Origin of the sequence: Streptomyces sp. NPDC049585, assembly GCF_040675615.1 — a bacterium.
GTDB classification, from domain to species: Bacteria; Actinomycetota; Actinomycetes; order Streptomycetales; family Streptomycetaceae; genus Streptomyces; species Streptomyces luteosporeus.
The window spans coordinates 42,592-62,515 of sequence record NZ_JBFAPE010000001.1 but is presented as its reverse complement, the minus strand read 5'-3'; the positions used below and the strand labels follow the sequence as shown (position 1 = coordinate 62,515).

General features: G+C 74.1%; 16 protein-coding genes and 1 pseudogene. 7 read left to right on the top strand and 10 right to left on the bottom strand.

Going from position 1 to position 19,924, the window contains the following annotated elements:
* Positions 1-117 precede the first annotated feature (117 nt).
* Positions 118-897, top strand: coding sequence for a transglutaminase family protein (locus tag AB0K17_RS00320; protein ID WP_365965207.1), 780 nt, complete (start codon positions 118-120; stop codon positions 895-897).
* Here AB0K17_RS00320 and AB0K17_RS00315 read toward each other — a convergent pair.
* Both AB0K17_RS00315 and AB0K17_RS00310 read right to left on the bottom strand, forming a co-directional pair.
* Complete coding sequence (locus AB0K17_RS00315) at positions 830-1,402, bottom strand: cob(I)yrinic acid a,c-diamide adenosyltransferase (protein ID WP_365965206.1); 573 nt, start codon at positions 1,400-1,402, stop codon at positions 830-832. The two genes, AB0K17_RS00320 and AB0K17_RS00315, sit on opposite strands and share 68 nt — an antisense overlap.
* Before the next feature lie 14 nt (positions 1,403-1,416).
* Positions 1,417-1,635, bottom strand: a pseudogene (locus tag AB0K17_RS00310) (ABC transporter permease); the annotation flags it as partial.
* A gap of 31 nt (positions 1,636-1,666) precedes the next feature.
* Between AB0K17_RS00310 and AB0K17_RS00305 the strand changes: the two are divergent.
* The 4 genes from AB0K17_RS00305 to AB0K17_RS00290 all read left to right on the top strand — a co-directional run bounded on the left by AB0K17_RS00305 (position 1,667) and on the right by AB0K17_RS00290 (position 6,403).
* Positions 1,667-1,939, top strand: a complete 273-nt coding sequence (locus AB0K17_RS00305; RefSeq protein ID WP_365981655.1) for a hypothetical protein — start codon at positions 1,667-1,669, stop codon at positions 1,937-1,939.
* Between the two features lie 182 nt (positions 1,940-2,121).
* Positions 2,122-2,970, top strand: a complete 849-nt coding sequence (locus AB0K17_RS00300; protein ID WP_365965204.1) for a 3-hydroxyacyl-CoA dehydrogenase family protein — start codon at positions 2,122-2,124, stop codon at positions 2,968-2,970.
* 143 nt (positions 2,971-3,113) lie between these two features.
* Positions 3,114-3,479, top strand: a complete 366-nt coding sequence (locus AB0K17_RS00295) for an STAS domain-containing protein (protein ID WP_365965203.1) — start codon at positions 3,114-3,116, stop codon at positions 3,477-3,479.
* Positions 3,480-3,739: 260 nt separating this feature from the next.
* On the top strand, positions 3,740-6,403 hold the full coding sequence (locus AB0K17_RS00290; protein WP_365981654.1) for an ATP-binding protein: 2,664 nt from the start codon (positions 3,740-3,742) through the stop codon (positions 6,401-6,403).
* A 56-nt stretch (positions 6,404-6,459) separates the two neighbouring features.
* Here AB0K17_RS00290 and nucS read toward each other — a convergent pair whose 3' ends face one another.
* A complete protein-coding gene (gene nucS, locus AB0K17_RS00285) occupies positions 6,460-7,119 on the bottom strand; it encodes an endonuclease NucS (RefSeq protein WP_365965201.1) in 660 nt (219 codons plus the stop codon).
* A 208-nt stretch (positions 7,120-7,327) separates the two neighbouring features.
* On the opposite strand from nucS, the gene AB0K17_RS00280 reads away from it, so the two are divergent.
* Positions 7,328-7,720 (top strand): SCO5389 family protein, encoded by a 393-nt coding sequence (locus AB0K17_RS00280; protein ID WP_365965199.1) that lies wholly within the window; start codon positions 7,328-7,330, stop codon positions 7,718-7,720.
* 128 nt (positions 7,721-7,848) lie between these two features.
* Here AB0K17_RS00280 and AB0K17_RS00275 read toward each other — a convergent pair whose 3' ends face one another.
* Positions 7,849-8,886, bottom strand: coding sequence for an LLM class flavin-dependent oxidoreductase (locus tag AB0K17_RS00275; protein WP_365965198.1), 1,038 nt, complete (start codon positions 8,884-8,886; stop codon positions 7,849-7,851).
* Positions 8,887-9,093: 207 nt separating this feature from the next.
* Between AB0K17_RS00275 and AB0K17_RS00270 the strand changes: the two genes are divergently transcribed.
* Positions 9,094-9,426 carry an ATP/GTP-binding protein gene (locus AB0K17_RS00270; RefSeq protein WP_365965197.1) on the top strand — a complete coding sequence of 111 codons (333 nt, stop codon included), beginning with the start codon at positions 9,094-9,096 and terminating at the stop codon, positions 9,424-9,426.
* 1 nt (position 9,427) lies between these two features.
* Here the strand turns inward: AB0K17_RS00270 and AB0K17_RS00265 are convergent, their stop codons facing one another.
* The 6 genes from AB0K17_RS00265 to scy all read right to left on the bottom strand — a co-directional run bounded on the left by AB0K17_RS00265 (position 9,428) and on the right by scy (position 19,809).
* The gene (locus tag AB0K17_RS00265) at positions 9,428-10,681 is read right to left on the bottom strand and encodes an ABC transporter permease (RefSeq protein WP_365981653.1); all 1,254 of its coding nucleotides are present in this window, start codon (positions 10,679-10,681) and stop codon (positions 9,428-9,430) included.
* Positions 10,678-11,883, bottom strand: coding sequence for an ABC transporter ATP-binding protein (locus AB0K17_RS00260; RefSeq protein WP_365981652.1), 1,206 nt, complete (start codon positions 11,881-11,883; stop codon positions 10,678-10,680). Before AB0K17_RS00260 ends, AB0K17_RS00265 begins: the two co-directional genes overlap by 4 nt.
* 110 nt (positions 11,884-11,993) lie before the next feature.
* Positions 11,994-12,764 carry an ABC transporter permease gene (locus tag AB0K17_RS00255; protein WP_365965353.1) on the bottom strand — a complete coding sequence of 257 codons (771 nt, stop codon included), beginning with the start codon at positions 12,762-12,764 and terminating at the stop codon, positions 11,994-11,996.
* Between the two features lie 2 nt (positions 12,765-12,766).
* On the bottom strand, positions 12,767-13,747 hold the full coding sequence (locus tag AB0K17_RS00250; protein ID WP_365981650.1) for an ATP-binding cassette domain-containing protein: 981 nt from the start codon (positions 13,745-13,747) through the stop codon (positions 12,767-12,769).
* Positions 13,748-13,848: 101 nt separating this feature from the next.
* Positions 13,849-14,787, bottom strand: a complete 939-nt coding sequence (locus AB0K17_RS00245) for a cellulose-binding protein (RefSeq protein WP_344437353.1) — start codon at positions 14,785-14,787, stop codon at positions 13,849-13,851.
* Between the two features lie 123 nt (positions 14,788-14,910).
* On the bottom strand, positions 14,911-19,809 hold the full coding sequence (gene scy / locus AB0K17_RS00240) for a polarized growth protein Scy (RefSeq protein ID WP_365981649.1): 4,899 nt from the start codon (positions 19,807-19,809) through the stop codon (positions 14,911-14,913).
* Positions 19,810-19,924 lie beyond the last annotated feature (115 nt).

Here is a 19,924-nt window from a genome sequence, read left to right as displayed (position 1 = left end):
CGGCACACCCGGACACCTCCCGAGCAGGACCGGTCACGTCGGGCCCGGCCGGATCAATTCCGGTGCTCTTCCCGCCACCCGCCCTTCCCGGCGGACACGCGGTCCCACCATGGGCCGGTGGGACATCACCGGACCTCGATCGCGGGTGCCTTCCTGGAAGGCACCCGCTTCTGCGACAGCACGTCCGCGCCGATCGCCCGGACGGCCGCGGACGTCACCGCGGGTGCGGCCGACGACCGGGAGAAGGCCGTGCGGCTCTTCCGCTGGGTGCAGGACGAGATCCAGTACGCCATCCTCCACGACTGGAGCCGCACGGCGAGCCAGACCCTGCTCCAGCGCCGCGGGTCCTGCTCCAACAAGGCGAACCTGCTCTGCGCCATGTTGCGCGCGCAGCGCATCCCCGCCGGTTTCGGCGTCCTCGTCGTGCACGGCAGGAAGTACTTCGGCCCCGCCTGGTTCCCCGCGCTCCAGCAGCGGTGCGACGAGAGGTCGCGCCACTTCTTCGCCACCGTCCACCTCGGCGGCCGGTGGCTGCGCTGCGACCCGAGCGACGACCACGCCCTGTCGGCCGCCACCTCCCACATCAACCCGCCCTCCGCACGGGTGTGCTTCAGCGGCACCGACCACGCCGACCTGCGCCTCGATCCGGCGCACGTGCTGTCCTCCACGTGGCCGGTCGCGGACATCGACCGCTTCCTCGCGCGGAGGACGACGAAGCCGAAGGAGGATTTCGAGCTCCTGGACTCCGCCGTCCGCTTCGCACGGCAGCACGGGGCCGCCTGCAAGGACCTGAGGGAACTGGAGGAGAAGTTCTGGGCGTGGCGCGGGCCTACCGGTTCTCGCCCGGCACCCACAGGACGTCGCCCAGCTCCTGGTTCGCCGTGCGGGCCAGGATGAACAGCAGGTCCGACAGGCGGTTGAGGTACTTGGCCGTCAGCGGATTCATGATGTCGCCGTGCATCTCCAGCGCCGCCCACGTCGAGCGCTCCGCCCGCCGGACCACCGTGCACGCCTGGTGCAGCAGCGCCGCCCCCGGCGTGCCCCCCGGCAGGATGAAGCTGCGCAGCTTCCCCAGCGGGGCCAGGAAGTGGTCGCAGTCGGCCTCCAGCTTGTCGATGTAGGCCTGCTCCACCCGCAGCGGGGGGTGCTTGGGGTTCTCGACCACCGGCGTGGCCAGGTCGGCGCCCACGTCGAAGAGGTCGTTCTGCACCCGTACGAGCACCTTCACGACCTCCTCGGGCAGCTGCCCGAGCGCGACGGCCACGCCGATCGCCGCGTTCGCCTCGTTGGTGTCCGCGTATGCGGCGATGCGGGTGTCGGTCTTCACGGTGCGGCTCATGTCGCCGAGGGCGGTGGTGCCGTCGTCGCCGGTGCGGGTGTAGATGCGCGTCAGATTGACCATGGCCCCGAGCGTAGTCACGCCCCGGCCCGGCGGAAGTACCGTGTGCCGGCCGTCACGGAGATGCCCGCGAGCGCCGCGGCGGCCAGGACGCCGTACAGCAGCGCCGGCGCCGTGTAGTGGCCGGCGAACGCGGCCCGGGACCCGTCCACCAGATAGCGCAGTGGCATCAGGTGCGAGAGCGCGTCGAGCCAGCCGGGTGCCAGGGACATCGGCAGCAGCAGGCCGGAGAGCATTTCCAGCAGCAGGGCCGCCCGGCTGACGGGCGTGACCCTGCGTGCCCGCGTCCTGGGTCTGCGGGGCCGGGCGACGCAGGCCCTGACCGATGCGCTGGTGCGCGAGTGCCCGGGCGAGGAGACCGTGGCCGGGCTGGTGGCCGGTCAGCCGGGGTGGATCCAGGCGCAGGTCGTGGAGTTCGTCCAGCGCGAGATGATGGCGGGCCGCACCGCGGCGCGGACCTCGCGTGCCGCCCTGGCCCTGCTCGACGAGATCGAGGAGTTGCTGAGCGCCAAGGTCCTGGAGTACCCGGGGCCACGGTGACGACTGAGGCCAGGGGGGCTCAACTGTGGTGTGGGGCATAGGCCGTGGCCGTCTCAGTGTGATGTCCGTCATTCGGGACGTGACGCGCATCTCTTACCGCCCAACGGTGCGTCGCCGGGCGCTAAGGTCCGGGCGGAGAGCCGTAATGCACACGCACACGCACAGGGAGTAAGGGGACAGCCGTGGCCAAGAAGCTCGCCGTCATCGGCGCCGGACTGATGGGATCCGGGATCGCGCAGGTGTCCGCGCAGGCCGGGTGGGACGTCGTGCTGCGGGATGTCACCGACGCCGCCCTCAAGCGCGGCACCGACGGCATCAAGGTCTCGTACGACAAGTTCGTCTCCAAGGGCAGGCTGAGCGCCGAGGAGGCCGAGCAGGCGCTGGCGCGCATCACGCCCACGACCGAGCTGGACGCGGCCGCCGACGCCGACATCGTCGTGGAGGCGGTGTTCGAGGACATCGACACCAAGCGCGAGATCTTCGGCGCCCTGGACCGGCTGGTGAAGGACGAGGCCGTGCTCGCCTCCAACACCTCCGCCATCCCCATCACCAAGATCGCGGCCGCCACGAAGCGCCCCGAGCGCGTCGTCGGCGCCCACTTCTTCTCGCCGGTGCCGATGATGCAGCTGTGCGAGCTGGTGCGCGGTCACAAGACCAGCGACGAAACGCTCGCCAAGGCGCGTGAGTTCGCCGAGGGCGTGGGCAAGACCTGCATCGTCGTCAACCGCGACGTCGCCGGCTTCGTCACCACCCGCCTGATCTCCGCGCTCGTCGTCGAGGCGACGAAGCTGTACGAGTCGGGCGTGGCCAGCGCCGAGGACATCGACATCGCCTGCAAGCTCGGCTTCGGTCACGCCATGGGCCCGCTGGCCACCGCGGACCTGACGGGCGTGGACATCCTGCTGCACGCCACCGGCAACATCTACACCGAGTGCCAGGACGAGAAGTTCGCCCCGCCGGAGCTCATGCGCCGCATGGTCGACGCCGGCGACCTCGGTCGCAAGAGCGGGCAGGGCTTTTACCAGTACTGAGCCACTGCGGCCAGTGAGCCTCACCCCGTGGGGTGAATTCGGCATCGGTTCGCTTACAGACGGCAACTTTGTCCTGTGAGAGGCAGTCAGTTCTTTAGAACCCTCCACCACATCTCACTCAGGCAGCACTCCGGGGAGCGCATATGCACATCAGGGGCGACCATGCCGAACTGGTCGTCGGGGGGCGCCTCGACGTCCGCAGTGCGGCGGACGCCCGTACGGTCCTGCACTCCGCGCTCGACGCCGGCCGCGGGGACCTCGTCCTCGACCTGACCGAGCTCGACTCCTGGGACGCCACCGGACTCGGCGTCATCATGGGCGCCCACCGCCGCGCCGGACGCACCGGCCGGCGGCTCGTCCTGCGCGGCGTGCCGGACCGCATGCAGCGCGTGCTGGTCGCCACCCGGCTCCACCGCATCCTCGCCATCGAGGACGGCACCGGAGCCGGCGTGGCGAGTGCCCCCGGCCCCGCCCGCGACCACTCCCGCGACACCGGCCGCCCCTCCTGACACCCCCGCGAGCCACCGCTGTGACAAGGGGCGCCGCCCGCGCCCGGTGAGCCCCCTGCGGCACGAGTACCCCGATCCTCATGAGACTGTGACGTCCCACGGCGCCGTCGCACCCCCCGCGTCGTAGATACTGTGGCCAGGTCTGTTCGGTTTCCCGCCGCCACCACGGCCCGCCGGCGGGCAGCGGGCCGCAGGGCGAGGAAACGCGGACAGGCCCGAGCGCACGACGGCACGCCACGCATCTTGGGGGCTTCACCAGCATGGACCCGACGAACCGCGGATCCGAGGAATTCCACGACGCCGAGCACGCTCCCGCGCAGCCGCAGGACGACGCAGCACCCAAGCGCCGCTCGCCCCGCGAGGCGGCACCGGCGCCGGACGTCCCCGGCGGGCAGGGCCCGGTCCGTGTCGTCCAGCTCGTCAGCGGCGACTACCTGCTGACCGTCAACCCCGTCGACGGCAGCGAGATAGAGCCCTGCCCGCCCGGCTCCCTGCCGGCCCGCCCCGAACGCCACGGCCCCGAGCAGCGCGCCGAACTGCGCCGCGCCGCCGCACCCCCGCCGCCCGCCCGGCAGGCGGGACCCCGGCTGCCCCTGCTGCACCGCGCCGAGGAGCGCGAGCGGCTCGGCCGGCTCCTCACCCGCGGCCGCTCCGTACGCCTGACCGGCCCCGCCGGCTCCGGGCGCAGCGCCCTGCTCGACGCCCTCGCCGAGGACTGCGAGGGCCTCGCCCCCGACGGCGTCGTCCGCCTCAACGGCCACCGCCGCAGCGCCACCGACCTGCTGCACGAGCTGTTCACCGCCGTCCACCACGCCCCCCTGCACCGGCTCGACCGGGCCGAACTGCTCGCCGCCGTGAGCGAGATCGGCGCCGTCGTCGTCCTGGACGACCTCGAATTCGGCGGCAGTGCACTCGACGAACTCCTCGACGCCACCCCCGAGTGCGCCTTCCTCTTCGCCGCCACCCCCGACGTCCCCGCGCCCTCGGCCGACTCCCACGTCGAAGAAGTCTTCCTCGGCGGCCTCGACCGCACCGGCTGCCTGGAACTGCTGGAACACGCCGTCGGCCGGGCCCTGACCGACGAGGAGGCCAACTGGGCGGCGGACCTGTGGTTCGAGTCCGAGGGCCTGCCCCTGCGCTTCGTCCAGGCCGGCGCCCTGCTGCGGCAGCGCGACGCCCTGGCCGCCGCGCCCTGCGCCGTCGAGGAGTTCGGCGTCTTCGCCGAGCGCCCGTACGCGAACGCGAGCGCGAGCGGTGAGAGGGACGCCGCCGGCGACGCCGGGGACGGCGCCGCGGCCGGCATCCCGGACGAGACCGCCAAGGGCCCGCTGCCGACCCTCGCCCAGGCGGCCGCCCCCGCCCCGCTGCTCGCCTCCCGCCTCGACGAGGCCGCACGCCAGACCCTGCGCTTCGCGGTCGCCCTCGGCGGTGCGGTGCCCCACCAGGCCCACCTGCCCGCCCTCGTCGGTGACACCCACGCCGACGCCGCCATCGGCGAACTCCTCGCCTGCGGCCTGCTGACCACCGTCGGCGCCCACTACCGGCTCGCGACCGGCGTCGCCGAGCAGCTCCTCGCCGAGTACGGCGAGGACTGGGCGACCGAGGCGGCCGCCAAGGCCCACACCGCGGCCCAGCACTACGCCTGGTGGGCCGGCCACCCCTCCGTCACCCCCGAACGCATCGCCCACGAGGCCGACACCGTCCTCGCCGCGCTCGGCGCGCTGACCGGCGACGCCGAGGCCCCGCACCGGGCGGCCGCCGTCCTGCTCGCCCGCACCGCCGCGCCCGCCTTCGCGGCCGCGCTGCACTGGGGCGCCTGGGAGCGCAGCCTGCGGTACGGGCAGGAGGCGGCCCGACTCGCGGGCGAGGTGGGCGAAGAAGCGTATTTCCACCACGAGTTGGGCGTTCTCGCCCTGTGCACCGGCAACCTCGACCGGGCCCGCGCCGAACTGGAGGCCTCCATCGGCCTGCGCGGCGTCCTCGCCGACAAGCGCGGCGCCGTCGCCGGACGGCGCGCCCTCGCGCTCGTCGCCGACCGCTCCGGACTCGCGGCGGGCACCGTCGCCGCGGCCGCGGCCGGCCGTACGGGCGGCGGGCGCACCGGTGTCGTACCGCCCCTGCCGCCGCTGCCCCACACGCCGCCCGGCGAGGAGGTGCCGGCCGCCCGCAGCGAACAGTCGGCCGCACCGCCGGCGACACCGGGTGCGGGGAAGGTGCCCGGGCCGCGGGCGACCGACGAGACGACGGCGGTCATCAAGCGGATGGCCGCGATGCCGGGAGCGCCCGCCGCCACGGCGGCACCCGGAGGTACCGGACCCGTGCGGCGGACATGGCTGCACAGGATCACGGACCGCAGCAACCGGCGCAACCTCGCCGCGGCCGGCGCGGGTGCGGTCCTCGCCGCCGTCCTCGCCGCGGTCGTCACGCTCGGCGCCGCCTCGGGCGGCGACGCGCCACGGCACCCCGACACCGTCAAGCCCGGGCAGTCCGCGTCCCAGCAGGACGGCGACGGCGGGCTGGACGCGGACGAGCCGGACAGCGGCGGCGCCGGGGGCGGCGGACAGGTACCGGCCCGCAAGGCCAGGCCGGGCGAGACCCCCGGCGAAGGCCCCGGCGGCACCACGGCCACGCCCGGGCCGAGCACCCCCTCCGGCGGCGCGGACCCCTCGCCCTCGCAGGGCACGCCCACCCCGACGGCGCCCTCCGGCACGCCGGGACGGCCCTCGCCGAGCCCGAGCCGGACGCCGGGGGGAGGCAGCCAGTCGCCGAAGCCGACGCCGTCGACGGATCCGCAGCCGACGAAGTCGGGGGGCGGGGAGACCAAGCCGACGCCGCCGACACAGCCGACGACTCCGTCGTCGGGCGTCTCGACCTCGGCGAGCGGGCCCGCGCCCAGCGGCAAGTCCTCCGCGCCCGTGGCCTAGGCCGTGTCCGGCGGATCGTGCGGTGCCCCGTAAGGGGCGCGGGGCGCTGCGCGAGGTCAGAACAAGCGCAGCTTGTCGTCTTCGATGCCGCGGAGGCCGTTGTAGTCGAGGACGACGCAGCCGATGCCGCGGTCCGTGGCGAGGACGCGGGCCTGGGGCTTGATCTCCTGGGCCGCGAAGATCCCCCGTACGGGGGCCAGGTGCGGGTCGCGGTTCAGCAGCTCGAGGTACCGGGTCAGCTGCTCGACGCCGTCGATCTCGCCGCGCCGCTTGATCTCGACCGCCACCGTCTGCCCGTCCGCGTCGCGGCACAGGATGTCCACCGGGCCGATGGCCGTCGGGTACTCGCGGCGGATCAGCGTGTAGCCGTCGCCGAGGGTCTCGATGCGGTCCGCGAGGAGCTCCTGGAGGTGGGCCTCCACGCCGTCCTTGATCAGACCGGGGTCGACGCCCAGCTCGTGGGAGGAGTCGTGCAGCACTTCCTCCATGGTGATGATGAGCTTCTCGCCCGCCTTGTTGATCACCGTCCAGCGGCCCTCCTCCTCCTTGAGGGTGCAGGGCGGGGACATCCAGTTCAGGGGCTTGTAGGCCCGGTCGTCGGCGTGGATGCTGACGCTGCCGTCCGCCTTGACCAGGATCAGGCGGGGGGCGGAGGGCAGGTGGGCGGTGAGACGGCCCGCGTAGTCCACGGAACAACGGGCGATGACGAGACGCATGGTCAGTCACGCTACTCGACTCCCGCCACTTCACGCGATTCGCCCTGGAAGGGCCCCTACGGCTTTGGCCAGTTGTCGGTGTTCTCCTGGTGGGGCAGCAGTGGCCGGATTACCGTTGAAGCGGGCGGTCGCCGTACGAGCACGGGGCGTCGTCGTCCGCTCGCCCATTCCTTAAGACCCCGTGAGCGGGGTCGCGAGAGGAGAACCCATGTCGCTCGACGTCTCACCGGCCCTCCTATCCAAGGCCGAGCGAGGCGAGGTCGACGAAGCGGAGTTCGTCGACTGCGTCCGGACGTCCCTGCCCTACGCGTGGGACATGATCAGTTCGCTGGTGGAGCGGCTTGCGACGGAAGGCGGCGAGTTCGCCGACAACCAGACCCCGCCGCCGGACGAGTACGCGCGCGGCCAGCTGCTGCGCGCCTTGGCGAGTGACGCGATCCGCGGTGCCCTGCAGCGGCACTTCGGGGTCCGCCTGGCGTTCCAGAACTGCCACCGGGTCGCCGTCTTCACCGTGGACCCCACGGCGGACGAGCGCCTGGCCCGCTTCACCACCGTGCGGGCCCAGCTGCTGAACCAGTCGCCGGAGCTCCGCGACTGCTGAGGCGATCGTGCTGCCGCTTCGAGGGCGTGGGGAGGTGCGCGCACCAGGGAACGGGGGGCGGCAGCTCCGGCCGGGGGAGGGCCGGGGACGGGGCGGGGACAGGGCGGGCCCGGTACGGGATGTACGGGTCAGCCGAGCAGGGGCAGCACCTCGGCGCCGAGCCGGCGCAGGTTTTCCTCGGTGGCCGTGAGGTCGCCCGAGCCCTCGGCGAGCAGGGCGAACCGGTTGATGCCCGTGCGCTCGGCGGTCGCCGCCAGCCGGTCCGCGCACATCCGGGGGGAGCCGACGGGGTGCAGGTCGCAGAGCAGCTCCGTGTAGGCGTGGGGATCGCGCATCCGGCGCTCCCTGCCGTCGACCGTCACATGGGCCGCGAGACCCTGCTGCAGCCACCCCGGCATCGCCTTCATCAGCGTCTCGGCCGCCTCCTGCCGCCGGTCCGCGATCTGCACCACCCCGGCCGCCACATGGCCGGCCGTCGCCACCTCCTGCGGTGAACGGCCCGCCTCCCGTGCACACTTGCGCCACAGGGCCACCATCTCGCCCTTCTCCTCGTCCGTGCTGTGCATGCCGAGCAGCATCGGCAGCCCGTGCCGGGCGGCCAGCCGGACGCTCCCGGGGGAGGTGCAGGCGACGACCAGACCGGGGCGCACGGGCTCGCCGGCCGCGTCCAGCAGGTCGTCGGGGCGCGGCACGACGGGCACCTCGCGGAAGGCGAACCGCTCGCCGGAGCCGCCGACACGCGGCTCCCGCAGCCAGCGCATCAGCAATTCGAGGGATTCCGGGAAGCCCTCCTCGAACGCCTCCAGGCCCGCGTTGAACACCTCCAGATCCACCCACGGGCCGCCGCGCCCCACCCCCAGGGTGAACCTGCCGCCCGACATCAGGTGCAGCAGCGCCGCCTGTTCGCCCAGCGCCACCGGGTGCGTCGTGGTCAGCACGCTCACGGCCGTCCCGACGTGCAACGTCCGGGTGCGGCCGAGCAGCAGCGCCGCCAGCGTCACCGCCGACGGGCACACCCCGTACGGCACGAAGTGGTGCTCCGCCAGCCAGACCGCGTCCAGCCCGGCCTCCTCGGCGACCTCCGCCGTGCGCACCGCCCGGTGCAGGGCCTCCGCATGCCCCTGCCCCGGGAACTGTGCCGCCAGGACGAAAGCTCCAACGCGCATCGCTCTTGTCCCTCCTGGCGACCGACGCGGGGATGAGTCCCCCCGAGGCAATAACGGCCGACACGTGCCAAAGGTACGGGTGCGCATGAAGTTTTCATGATGATCGGACGGTAAGCGTCATACCGGCGGGAGGAAGCCGGAAGGAGCGGTGCGGCCCGCCGCGTAGGCTGGTCCCGACCCCCGGTCCCGACCCTTCGAGGTGCCCCTGTGTCCCCGCGCCGAAACCGCCCGCGAGGCGGTGCCGACAAGCAAGCCGCCCTGCCGCGCGACCTCGACGGCGAGCGCTACGGCCTGGAGCGCACCGAGAGCTGGCAGGGCGAGGAGTGGGCCGTGCGCACCATCGGCGGCGGCGCGGCCGCCAAGCACTACCGCTGCCCCGGCTGCGACCAGGAGATCCCGCCCGGAGTGCCGCACCTGGTGATCTGGCCGCGCTTCGGCGGCGGCGTCGAGGACCGGCGGCACTGGCACAAGTCCTGCTGGAACGCACGAGACCGCCGGAGCGCCAGGCTCCAGCGGTCTCGCAACGCCCCTCGCTACTGACTCAGGCGTCCCGCTTGAGCAGCGCGGCGTAGGCGCCGCCCAGCGAGACCGCGGCCGCGATGGCCACGATGAGCACCGGCATCCAGCCGATGGGACCGTCCGCGGTGAAGTCCTGCGGACCGGAGTCCGGCACGTACAGGCCGATCAACTGCACCGGCACCGAGTACTCGATGAGCGCCTCGCGCACGTCCATCAGGCTCTCGCTGTACATGAACATCGCCATGACGTACGGCAGCAGGATCACGCCCAGCATGCTCGTGATCGCCCCCGCGGAGTGCCGCACGAGCGCACCGATGCCCAACGCCACGAGGCCGAGCGCCGCCATGAACAGGCTCACCCCGACCGTCGCACGCAACCAGTCGGCCACCGTGGGCTGCACCTCGATGCGGTCCGAGAGCACCGCCGAGTGGAGCGCGGCCACGACGGACGTGCTGACGAGGGTCACCACGAACGTGAGCGAGGCGAAGACGATCGCCTTGGCCGTCAGCACCCGCGCCCGGTCCGGGCAGGCGGTCAGCGTCGTACGGATCAGGCCCGTGCCGTACTCGACGGAGATCGCGAACACGCCGAGCGTGATCACACAGATCGTCGCCAGCAGCACGCCGTACATGCCGAACAGCGGCAGCGGCGTCCGGCTGACGGAGGTGTCGGCACCGCCGAGGACGGTGGCGATGAGCCCACCGATGCCGATGATCAGCGCGATCATGACGCCCAGCGTCCACATCGTCGACCGCACGGACCGGATCTTCGTCCACTCGGCGAGCAGCGCGTCGGCGAGCGTCGCCTTCCGCACGGGAATGGGCGACACGTAGCCGCCTCCGGCGGCGGGAGCCTGACCGGGCCAGTAGCCCGGGGCGGCGGCCCCTTGGGCCGGGTGCCCGTAGCCGGCCGGCGCCGGCACCGGCGCCTGCGGCACGGCCGCCGCGGGGGCCTGCGGCGCGGCTCCCGCCGGGGCCTGCGGCGCGGCTCCTGCCGGTGCGTTCGTGGCCGCCGCGGGGGCCTGCGCGGCGGGGCCGGCGGCAGCCCGGGCGTGGGCGGGCACCCCGGCGTCCGGCGCGGCCGCCTGCGGCGGGGCCAGCGGGTACTCGGGGGCGTCTGCCGGCTGAGCCGGGGACTGCGGCTGCGCCGCTGCTCCCGCCGGCGGGTTCGCGGGCGCCTGCGGCGCCGTCGCCGGTGGGGTGGCCGTCGGCCGGTCCTCGGGCGGCGTGGGGTTCGGCTGGCCCTGCGGGACGGGCTGCGGGGGCGGGGTGGTCATCGTGCGTCCTCGCTGTCGCGCTTGGTCAGGTCGGGGGCGGGCGCCGCCGGGGCCGGAGCGGCCGCGGCCGCGGCCGGGGCGCCCGGTGCCGCCGGCGCTCCGTACGGCGCCGCCGCGCCCGCCGGGGTGCCGTACGCCGCCTGTGCCGCGCCCTGCGCGTACGGGTTCGGGCGTTCGCCCGGCAGGACCGGGTAGGCCGTTTCCGCCCAGCCCGCTTGGACGGGGGTCGGGGGCTGCCAGGCCCCCGGGGCGGGGGGCGGGGGCAGGAAGCCCGAGCGCTGGTCCGTCGTCGAGCGGTAGTCGACCGCGCCCTGCGTCATGCGCATGTACGCCTCCTCCAGGGAGGCCTGGTGCGGGGAGAGCTCCCACAGCCGGACGTCCGCCCCGTGGGCGACGTCGCTGATGCGCGGCAGGGGCAGGCCGGTGACGCGTAGGGCGCCGTCCGGCTCGGGCAGGACGTGCGCGCCGGCCTCGACGAGGGCACCGGTGAGCTTGTCGCGGGCCTGCGGCTCGTCGTCGGGCGTGCGGACGCGCGCGAAGTCGGCGGAGTTCGCGGAGATGAAGTCCTTGACGCTCATGTCGGCCATGAGCTGGCCGCGCCCGATGACGATGAGGTGGTCGGCGGTCAGCGCCATCTCGCTCATCAGGTGGGAGGAGACGAAGACGGTGCGGCCCTCGGCGGCGAGCCGCTTCATGAGGTTGCGCACCCACAGGATGCCCTCGGGGTCGAGTCCGTTGACGGGCTCGTCGAAGAGCAGCACCTGGGGGTCGCCGAGCAGGGCGGCGGCGATGCCCAGGCGCTGGCCCATGCCGAGGGAGAAGCCCTTGGTGCGGCGCTTGGCGACGTCCTGCAGGCCGACCACGCCGAGGACCTCGTCGACGCGGCGGGCGGGGATGCCGGAGAGCTGGGCGAGGGAGAGCAGGTGGTGGCGGGCGCTGCGGCCGCCGTGGACGGCCTTGGCGTCGAGGAGGGCGCCGACCTGGCGGGGCGCGTTGGGCAGCTTGTGGAAGGGGTGGCCACTGATGGTGACGCGGCCCGCGGTGGGGTTGTCCAGGCCCAGGATCATGCGCATGGTCGTCGACTTGCCGGACCCGTTGGGGCCCAGGAAGCCGGTGACCGCGCCTGGCCGTACCTGGAAGGTCAGGTTGTGCACGGCCGTCTTGGCGCCGTAGCGCTTCGTCAGGCCGACTGCCTCGATCATCTCCGCCCCTCGCGAGCTTCGAGCGTACGTGCGTGGAGGAGGCAAAAAGCCCCTAAAGGTTAGGAGGGTAGTCGAGAGGTTGACGGTTCCCGGTGCGGGTGGGGCGGGGGTCACGCGTCGCGGGTGCGCAGGACCGCGTACCCGCCGGCCAGTGCGGCCACCACCCACAGCACCATGATCGTGAAGCCGCCCCAGGGCCCGTAGGGCGCGTCGCTGCCGGTGGTGACGACCTGCATGACCTTCTGGCCGGCCTGGTCGGGCAGGTACTGGCCGACCTTCCGGGTGGCGGAGACGTTGCCGAGGATCGCCGAGATGAGGAAGAAGAAGGGCATGAGGATGCCCAGGGCCAGCATGGGGCTGCGCAGCATGGTGGCGACGCCCATGGAGAAGACGGCGATGAGGGTCATGTAGAGGCCGCCGCCGATGACGGCGCGCAGGACGCCCGCCTCTCCGAGGGAGGTGCTGTGTGCGCCGAGCATCGCCTGGCCTGCGAAGAATGCGGCGAAACTCGTGATCATTGCGATGACCAGGGCCAGCAGCCCGGCAATAACGATCTTGCAGAAGAGGAAAATGCCCCGCTGGGGCACGGCGGCCAGCGACGGGCGGATCATTCCGGTGCTGTATTCGTTGGAAACGACCAGCACCCCGAAAACGATCAATGCGAGCTGGCCGAGTCCCATGCCGGCGAAACTCGTGAACGTCGGATCGAAACGGATCTTGTCGCGGACCGGCATGTCCTCGAAGTTCCGGTTGGTCAATGCGCTGATGAGCAGGGAAAGGGCGACGGTGACCACGATCGCGACGCCCAGGGTCCACACCGTCGACCGCACCGATTTGATCTTCGTCCATTCCGAGCGGAGGACCCGGCCCACGACCGCCATGGTCACGATCCCTTCCTGCGCCAGTCCGCGCCCCATGCGTCCGGCCGCGGTGCATCGCCCGGCGCCGCCGCCCGGTGGTTCTCGTGGGCGTGGTACTCCACCGCCTGCGCCGTCAGCCGCATGAACGCCTCCTCCAGGGAGGCCGACTGGGAGCTGAGCTCGTGCAGCACGATCTGGTGGCGCGCGGCCAGCTCGCCCAGGTGCGCCGCGTCCTCGCCCTCGACCTCCAGCACGCCGTCGGCCGCCGGGACGTGGTCGATGCCCGCCCCGTGCAGCACCTCCCGCAGCCGCTCGTGGTCCGGGGAGCGCATGCGCACGTACGACCGGGAGTTCTCCCGGATGAAGCCGGTCATGCTGGTGTCGGCCAGCAGCTTCCCCTGGCCGATGACGATGAGGTGCTCGGCGGTCAGCGCCATCTCGCTCATCAGGTGCGAGGAGACGAAGACCGTACGGCCCTGGCCCGCCAGGTCCTTCATCAGGTTGCGGATCCAGTGGATGCCCTCGGGGTCGAGCCCGTTGACCGGCTCGTCGAACATCAGGATCCGCGGATCGCCCAGCAGCGCGGCGGCGATGCCCAGGCGCTGGCCCATGCCCAGCGAGAAGCCCTTGGTGCGCTTGCGCGCCACCGACGTCAGGCCCACGGTGTCGAGCACCTCGGCCACCCGGGCCCGCGGGATGCCGTTGGACTGCGCCAGGCACAGCAGGTGGTTGCGCGCGCTGCGACCGCCGTGCACGGCCTTGGCGTCGAGCAGGGAGCCCACCGTCTTCAGCGGGTCGTGCAGCTGCCGGTAGTGCCGGCCGTCGATGCGGACCGTTCCACCGGTCGGGTGGTCCAGGCCGAGCATCATCCGCATCGTCGTGGACTTGCCGGCACCGTTGGGCCCCAGGAAGCCGGTGACGACGCCCGGGCGCACGGTGAACGTGAGCCGGTCCACGGCGCGCACATCGCCGTAGTCCTTCGTCAGCCCCTCGACCTCGATCACTCGGCCACGGTAAGGGCGCCCGCGATGTCCCGCCACCGGGCGAAAAACCGCGGAACGCCCACCACCGGTTCCCCGGTCGAGCGACCGACCGGACATGCCCTCTAGCGGCTCTGCTGGGCCGGGACGCCGCGCGTGATCGGCTCGTCGTCGCCCGGCACCCCGGCCGCGGCCACCGCCGCGCCGGTCAGCGTGGCCAGCATCTCGCGGACGTTGGTCAGCTGGGCGTTGATGCTGTCGCGGCGGTTGGTCAGCGCCGCCAGCTCCCGCTCGGACTCGCTGCGGATGCGGTCCGCCTTGGCATTGGCGTCGGCCACGATGTCCTCGGCCTGGCGCTGGGCCGTCTCCACCGTCTGGCGGGCCCGCCGCTCGGCGTCCGTGCGCAGCTTCTCCGCCTCCAGGCGCAGCTGCTCGGCACGGTGCTCGATCTCCGCCAGCCGCTTCTCGGCCTTGGCCTGGCGGGAGGCGAGGTCGCGCTCGGACTGCTCACGGCGCTTGGCGAGGTTGGTCTCGAAGTCCGCGGCGGCCTGCGCGGCCTTGGCGCGGGTCTCCTCGAAGAGGGCGTCGGCCTCCTCGCGCTTGGACTGGGCGTCCTTCTGCGCCTCGGCCCGCAGCGTGGCCGCGTCGCCCTTGGCCTTCTCGATGATCCGGGCGCCCTCGTCCTCCGCCTTGGCCTTGCGGTCGGCGGCGAAGGCCTCGGCGTCGTTGCGCACCTGCTGGGCGGCCGACTCGGCCAGCTCCCGGTGCTGCTCGGCGGCCCGCCGGGCCTCCTCGCGCAGGTCCTTGGCCTCCTCCTCGGCCAGCCGGAGGATCTTCTCGACCCGGGCGCCGAGCCCCGCGTACGACGGCTCCGCGTCATTGATCTGCGCCTGGGCGTTCTGCGTTTCGAGGTGGAGCTCCTCGATGCGCTTTTCCAGGGAGGTGATCCGGGCCAGCGCGCTGTCACGGTCCGCTACGAGCTTGGCAATGCGGTCGTCCACCTGGCCGCGGTCGTATCCACGCCGCACCAACTCGAAGCCGAAGGGAGAGGAAGTGTCGCTCATGGGGTTCCTGTCATTGGAGACCGGTGAGGTGTTGAGGAAATCCTAGGGGCGTGAGCGGCGCGTCATGGAGCAGATGGATAAGGACAGTTGGGGAATCTGGAAAATGACCCCTCGATTGAGTGGCTACTTCCGATCGTGCTTGCCACCCGAACGAGTTGCGCCGGCACCCACGGCCGCCTTCACCCCGCCGTCCTTCGAGCCGCCCGCCCCCGGGGACTCAAATGATTCCAACGCCTCCAACACCTCCTGGACACGGGAAATCTCCGCCTGAATGTCCTCGCGCCGGCGAACCAGCACCTCCAACTCCCGCTTGGCTTCCTCCAGAAGCCGGTCCGCCTCCGCCTGAGCCTCGGTGCGCAGGCGATCGGCCTCGCGTACGGCGGCGGACTTCTTCTGCTCCGCCTCCTTGATCAGCCCGTCCGCCTTCTTCACGGCGGTGATCCGCACCTTGCTGGCCTCGCTGTTGGCGTCCGAGATCAGCTTCTCGGCCTTCGCCTCCGCCTCCGCCAGCTGCTCGGTGGCCGCCGCGACGAGCTTGTCGCAGCGCTCACCGGCCGACGCCATCGCCTCGGCCGCCTCCGCCCGGGCCCGCTCGTGCAGCTCCTCCACATCGGTCTCGATGCGCGAGCGCAGCTCCTCGGCCCGCTCCCTTATCGCGGTGGCGTCCCCACGCGCCTCGGCCAGCAGCGTGTCGGCGTCCGTACGCGCCTGCTCCACCAGCTCGTTGCCGCGGCCGGTGGCCTCCTGGACGATCCGCTCGGCCTCCTTGCGGGCCGCGCCCACCATGGCGTCGGCCTGCTCCTCGGCCGCCGCGGCGGCCCGCACGGCCTCCTCCTGGGCCCGGGCGACCAGCGCGTCCGCCTGCTCGGCGGCCTCCGCCCGGCGCTGCGCCGCGGCGTCCCGCGCGGCGTCGAGCGTCGCCTCGCCCTCGGCCCGCGCCTCCGCGCGCAGCCGCTCGGCCTCCAGCACCGCATCGGCCTTGATCTTCGCCGAGTCGGCGCGCGTGCTGTTGGCGTTCTCCTGCGCCTCCGCGAGCGCCTGCGCCGCCTCCGTGGCCATCCGCTCGGCCTCGGCCGCGGCCTCGGCCACCAGGGCGTCCGCCTGCTCGGCGGCCTCCGCCCGGCGGGCACCGGCCGCCTCCCGCGCCTCGTCGAGCACCCGGTTCGCCTCGGCCCGGGCGCCCTCCAGCGCCGCCTCGGCGTCCGCGCGCAGCCGCTCGGCCTGCTCGGTCGCCTCGGTCAGGGCACGCTCGGCCTGCTCGGCGGCCTCCGCCCGGTGCGCCTCGGCGGCCCGGCGGGCCTCCTCGGCCGCCGCGGCGGCCTGCTCGGCCATCCGCTCCGCCTCGGCCGTGGCCTCGGCGACGAGCTCGTCCGCCTGCTCGGCGGCCTCCGCCCGGCGGGCGTTCGCCGCCTCGCGGGCCTTGTCGAGGATGCGGTCGGCGTCGTCCTGCGCGGACGAGGTCAGTTCCGCCGCCTCGTTGATGATGCGCTCGGCCTCGGCCCGGCCCTCGGAACGGATCCTGTTGGCGTCGTCGCGGGCCTCCGCCCGGGTGCGCGCCGCGTCCTGCTCCGCCGACGCCAGCGCGTCGGAGGCGTCCGTGCGCATCTGCTGCGCCCGCGCGGACGCGTCCGCGACCAGCCGCTCCGCCTCCGCGGTCGCCTTCGCGACCAGCGCGTCGGCCTTCTCCTCCGCCTTCGTCTTCTTCTCGGCCGCCTCCGCCGTCAGCCGCTCCGCCTCCGCGGCGGCACCGGCGATCAGGGCGTCCGCCTGCTCGGCGGCCTCCGCCCGGCGGGCACCCGCGGCCTCGCGGGCCTCGTCGACCGTACGGGCCGCCTCGAGACGCAGCCGCTCGGCATCCGCCTCGGCCTCCGCCCGGTGGGCCTCGGCCGCCCGGCGGGCCTCCTCCTCGAAGCGCGCCGCCTCCTGGCGGGCCGCCTCGACCATCTCGGCCGCATCCGCGATCAGCCGGTCCGCGTCCGCCGACGCCTCGGCCCGGTGCGCCTCGGCCGCCTCGCGGGCCTCCTCGACGTTGCGGGCGGCCTGCTCGGCCATCCGCTCGGCCTCGCTCGTCGCCTCGGCGATGAGCTCGTCCGCCTGCTGGGCCGCCTCCGTACGCCGGGCGTTGGCCGCCTCGCGGGCCTCGTCGACCGTACGGGCCGCATCGAGACGCAGCCGCTCGGCCTCCGCCTCCGCCTCGGCACGGTGCGCCGCGGCGGCCTCCTTGGCCTGCTCCTCGAAGCGGGCCGCCTCCGCCTTCGCGGTCTCCGTCAGCTCCGTCGCCTCCGCGACGATGCGCTCGGCCTCGCCCGTCGCCTCGGCGATGAGCTCGTCCGCCTGCTGGGCCGCCTCCGAACGGCGCGCATTGGCCGCCTCCCGGGCCTCCTGGAGCGCCCGAGCGGCCTCGTCGGAGAGCCGCTCGGCCTCGGCCCGCGCCTCGGCGACCGTACGCTCCGCCAGCTCACGGGCCTCGTCGAGGGCCGCCGTGGCCTCCGAACGCGTCCGGGCGGCGTCCTCGTCGGCCCGCTCGCGCTCCGCGTACGCCTCGGCCCGCACCCGGTCCGCCTCGATCTGGGCGTCGGTGACGGTGCGTTCGGCATTGTGCTCGGCCGCCGACCGCAGGCCCGCGATCTCCTCCTCGGCCTCCTCGCGCAGCCCGGCCACCGACTCGCGCACCTGCTGCGCGGTCTGCTCGGCGGCAGCCACGAGCTCGCTCGCCCGCGCCTCCGCCTCCTCGACCAGGCGCCGGCCCTCCTCCTGCGCCTCGGCGACCCGCTTGCGCGCCGACGCCAGCAGCTCCTCGCTCTGCTCGTGCGCCGCCGCACGCTCCGCCTGCGCCTGCGCCCGGGCACCGGACAGCAGCTCCTCGGCCTCCCGGCGGCGCCGGGCGGCCTCCTCCTGGGCGGCGGTCAGCGCCTCCGCGGCCTCGGCGGCCGTGCGCTCGGCAACGGCGTTCGCCTCCGCGCGCACCCGGTCGGCGCTCTCCTGCGCCTCCGTGCGCAGCCGCTCGGCCTCGGCCTCGGCCTCCTCGCGCAGCCGCGTACCGGCGGCCTCGCCCTCGGTCCGCGCCCGCGCCGCCTCCTCGGCCGCCTCGGTGCGCAGCCGCTCCGCCTCGTCCTCCGCCTGCGCCTGCAGGGTGCGCGCCCGCTCGGCGGCCTCCGTGCGCAGCCGCTCGCTCTCCTCGGCCGCCTCCTTGCGCAGCCGCTCGGCCTCCGCACGGGCCTCGCGCAGCGCCGTCTCGGCCGCCTCCACGCGCTCCGCGGCCTCGGTGCGCAGCCGCTCCAGCTCCGCCGCGGCCTCCTCGGCGCGCGCCTGCGCGGCCCGCTCGGCCTCCTCGCGCAGCGCCCGCGCGGCCTCCTCGGCCTCCGTCCGTACGCGCTCGGCGTCGCCGGCGGCCTCGGTGGCCGTCTCCTCGGCCTCCGTACGCGCCCGCTCCAGGGCCTCCTCCGCCTGCTTGCGCAAGGCGGCGGCCCGCTCGGCGGCCTCGGTGCGCACCCGCTCGGACTCGGCCGTGGCCCCCGAGCGGGTCTCCTCCGCGTCCGCCTTTGCCTTGACCAGCAGCTCCTCGGCGGTCTTCGCCGCCTCCTCGATCTGCTGCAGCGCCTCGCGCCGCGCCTCCTCACGGATGCGCTCGCCCTCGGCCACCGCCTCGGCCCGCAGCTGCTCGGCCTCGCCGCGCAGCCGGCGCGCCTCCTCCTGCAGCTCGACGGTGCGCGCCCGGTACTCGGCGGTGTCGTCCTTCGCCTCGCCCTTGAGCTGCTCGGCGGTGTCGGCGGCCTCGGCCCGCAGCCGCTCGGCCTCGGCCTCGGCCTCCTTGCGGATGCGCTCGGACTCCTCGGCCGCCGCCTTGCGCGCCGCCCGGGCGTCCTCCGTGGCCTTCGCCAGCACCTCCTCGGCCGTGCGGGCGGCCTGCGCCAGGGCGGCCGCCGAATCCTCGGCGGCGGCGCTGCGCGCCTTCTCGGCGGCCTCGGCCACCAGGCGCTCGGCCTCCGCGGCGGCGTCCGCCCGCAGCTGCTCGGCCTCGGCCTTGAGGGCCTCGGCCTCCTTGGTGGCCTCGCTCACCAGGCGGGCGATCTCCGCCCGCGCCGTACGGGTGCGCTGCTCGTTGTCCGTCTCGGCGGCCGCAAGGCGCCGGGTCGCGGCCTCCTTGGCCTCCGTGACCAGCTTCTCGGCTTCCGCGCGCGCCTCGCGCAGGGCGGTGTCCGCCTCCTGCATGCGCGTCTCGGCCGCCCGCGTCAGCTCCGTCGCCGTGCTGCGGGCCTGTTCGGTCTCCGTCGTGGTGGCCATCCGCAGCCGCTCGGCGTGGTCGGTGGCCTCCTGCGCCTGCGCGGAGGCGGCCGCCAGCAGCCGCTCGGCATCCGTACGGGCCCGGCGCAGGATCGCTTCGGCTTCCGTCCGGGCCTCCTCCGCGGCGGCCCCCAGCCGGCTGCTGGCCTGCTCGGTCAGCCGCTGTGCCTCCGCCCGGGCGGCCGCGAGGGCGGCCTCGGACTCGGCGCGGGACTCCTCCAGCAGCCGCCGGGCCTGCGCCTCGGTGCGCGCCCGCAGCTGCTCGGCCCAGGCGACGTTCTCGTTGACGTGCGACTCGACGGTGCGGCGGCGCTCGTTGAGCTCCTCGTCCAGGCGCTGGCGCCGGGCGACCGCCTCGGCGTGCAGCTCGGCCTCCATGCGGGCCTGCCGCTCGGCCTGCTCCTGCAGCAACCGCTGCGTCTGCGCCCGCGCCTCGCGCAGCTCGCGCTCGGCGTCGCTGCGCAGCTGCTCGGCCTGGATCTGCGCATTGCGCAGCAGCTGCTCGGCCTGGTAACCGATGTCCGCCGAGTCGTAGGCGGGACGGTGGGCGAGCTGACGGCGCGCCTCGTGGAGCTTGGCGCGCAGGACCTCGACCTGGTAGCCGAGGTCATCGGCATGCTGGACCGCCTTCTCCCGCTCCGTCTTCAGCCGCTCCATCTCGGCCTCGAACTGCGAGAGATGGTCGAGTTCAGCCCGTTGACTCTCCTGGCGCTCGTAGCCCCGCACAGTGCGGTCCATCCGTCCCCTGGTCGCATCGGCGGCCGGCCCCGTACTGCGTCGGTGGTGGAACCCGGAGCCCGCCCTTCCGAAGAAATGGTGTCAGATCATCGGTACAGCCCGGTCCGGGACCCTG

Excerpts from the sequence above, each read along its gene's own strand:
- AB0K17_RS00315 (WP_365965206.1), bottom strand. The coding sequence starts at position 1,402 with ATGGTCAATCTGACGCGCATCTACACCCGCACCGGCGACGACGGCACC.
- AB0K17_RS00295 (WP_365965203.1), top strand. The coding sequence starts at position 3,114 with ATGCACATCAGGGGCGACCATGCCGAACTGGTCGTCGGGGGGCGCCTC.
- AB0K17_RS00290 (WP_365981654.1), top strand. The coding sequence starts at position 3,740 with ATGGACCCGACGAACCGCGGATCCGAGGAATTCCACGACGCCGAGCAC.
- nucS (WP_365965201.1), bottom strand. The coding sequence starts at position 7,119 with ATGCGTCTCGTCATCGCCCGTTGTTCCGTGGACTACGCGGGCCGTCTC.
- AB0K17_RS00280 (WP_365965199.1), top strand. The coding sequence starts at position 7,328 with ATGTCGCTCGACGTCTCACCGGCCCTCCTATCCAAGGCCGAGCGAGGC.
- AB0K17_RS00275 (WP_365965198.1), bottom strand. The coding sequence starts at position 8,886 with ATGCGCGTTGGAGCTTTCGTCCTGGCGGCACAGTTCCCGGGGCAGGGG.
- AB0K17_RS00265 (WP_365981653.1), bottom strand. The coding sequence starts at position 10,681 with ATGACCACCCCGCCCCCGCAGCCCGTCCCGCAGGGCCAGCCGAACCCC.
- AB0K17_RS00260 (WP_365981652.1), bottom strand. The coding sequence starts at position 11,883 with ATGATCGAGGCAGTCGGCCTGACGAAGCGCTACGGCGCCAAGACGGCC.
- AB0K17_RS00255 (WP_365965353.1), bottom strand. The coding sequence starts at position 12,764 with ATGGCGGTCGTGGGCCGGGTCCTCCGCTCGGAATGGACGAAGATCAAA.
- AB0K17_RS00245 (WP_344437353.1), bottom strand. The coding sequence starts at position 14,787 with ATGAGCGACACTTCCTCTCCCTTCGGCTTCGAGTTGGTGCGGCGTGGA.
- scy (WP_365981649.1), bottom strand. The coding sequence starts at position 19,809 with ATGGACCGCACTGTGCGGGGCTACGAGCGCCAGGAGAGTCAACGGGCT.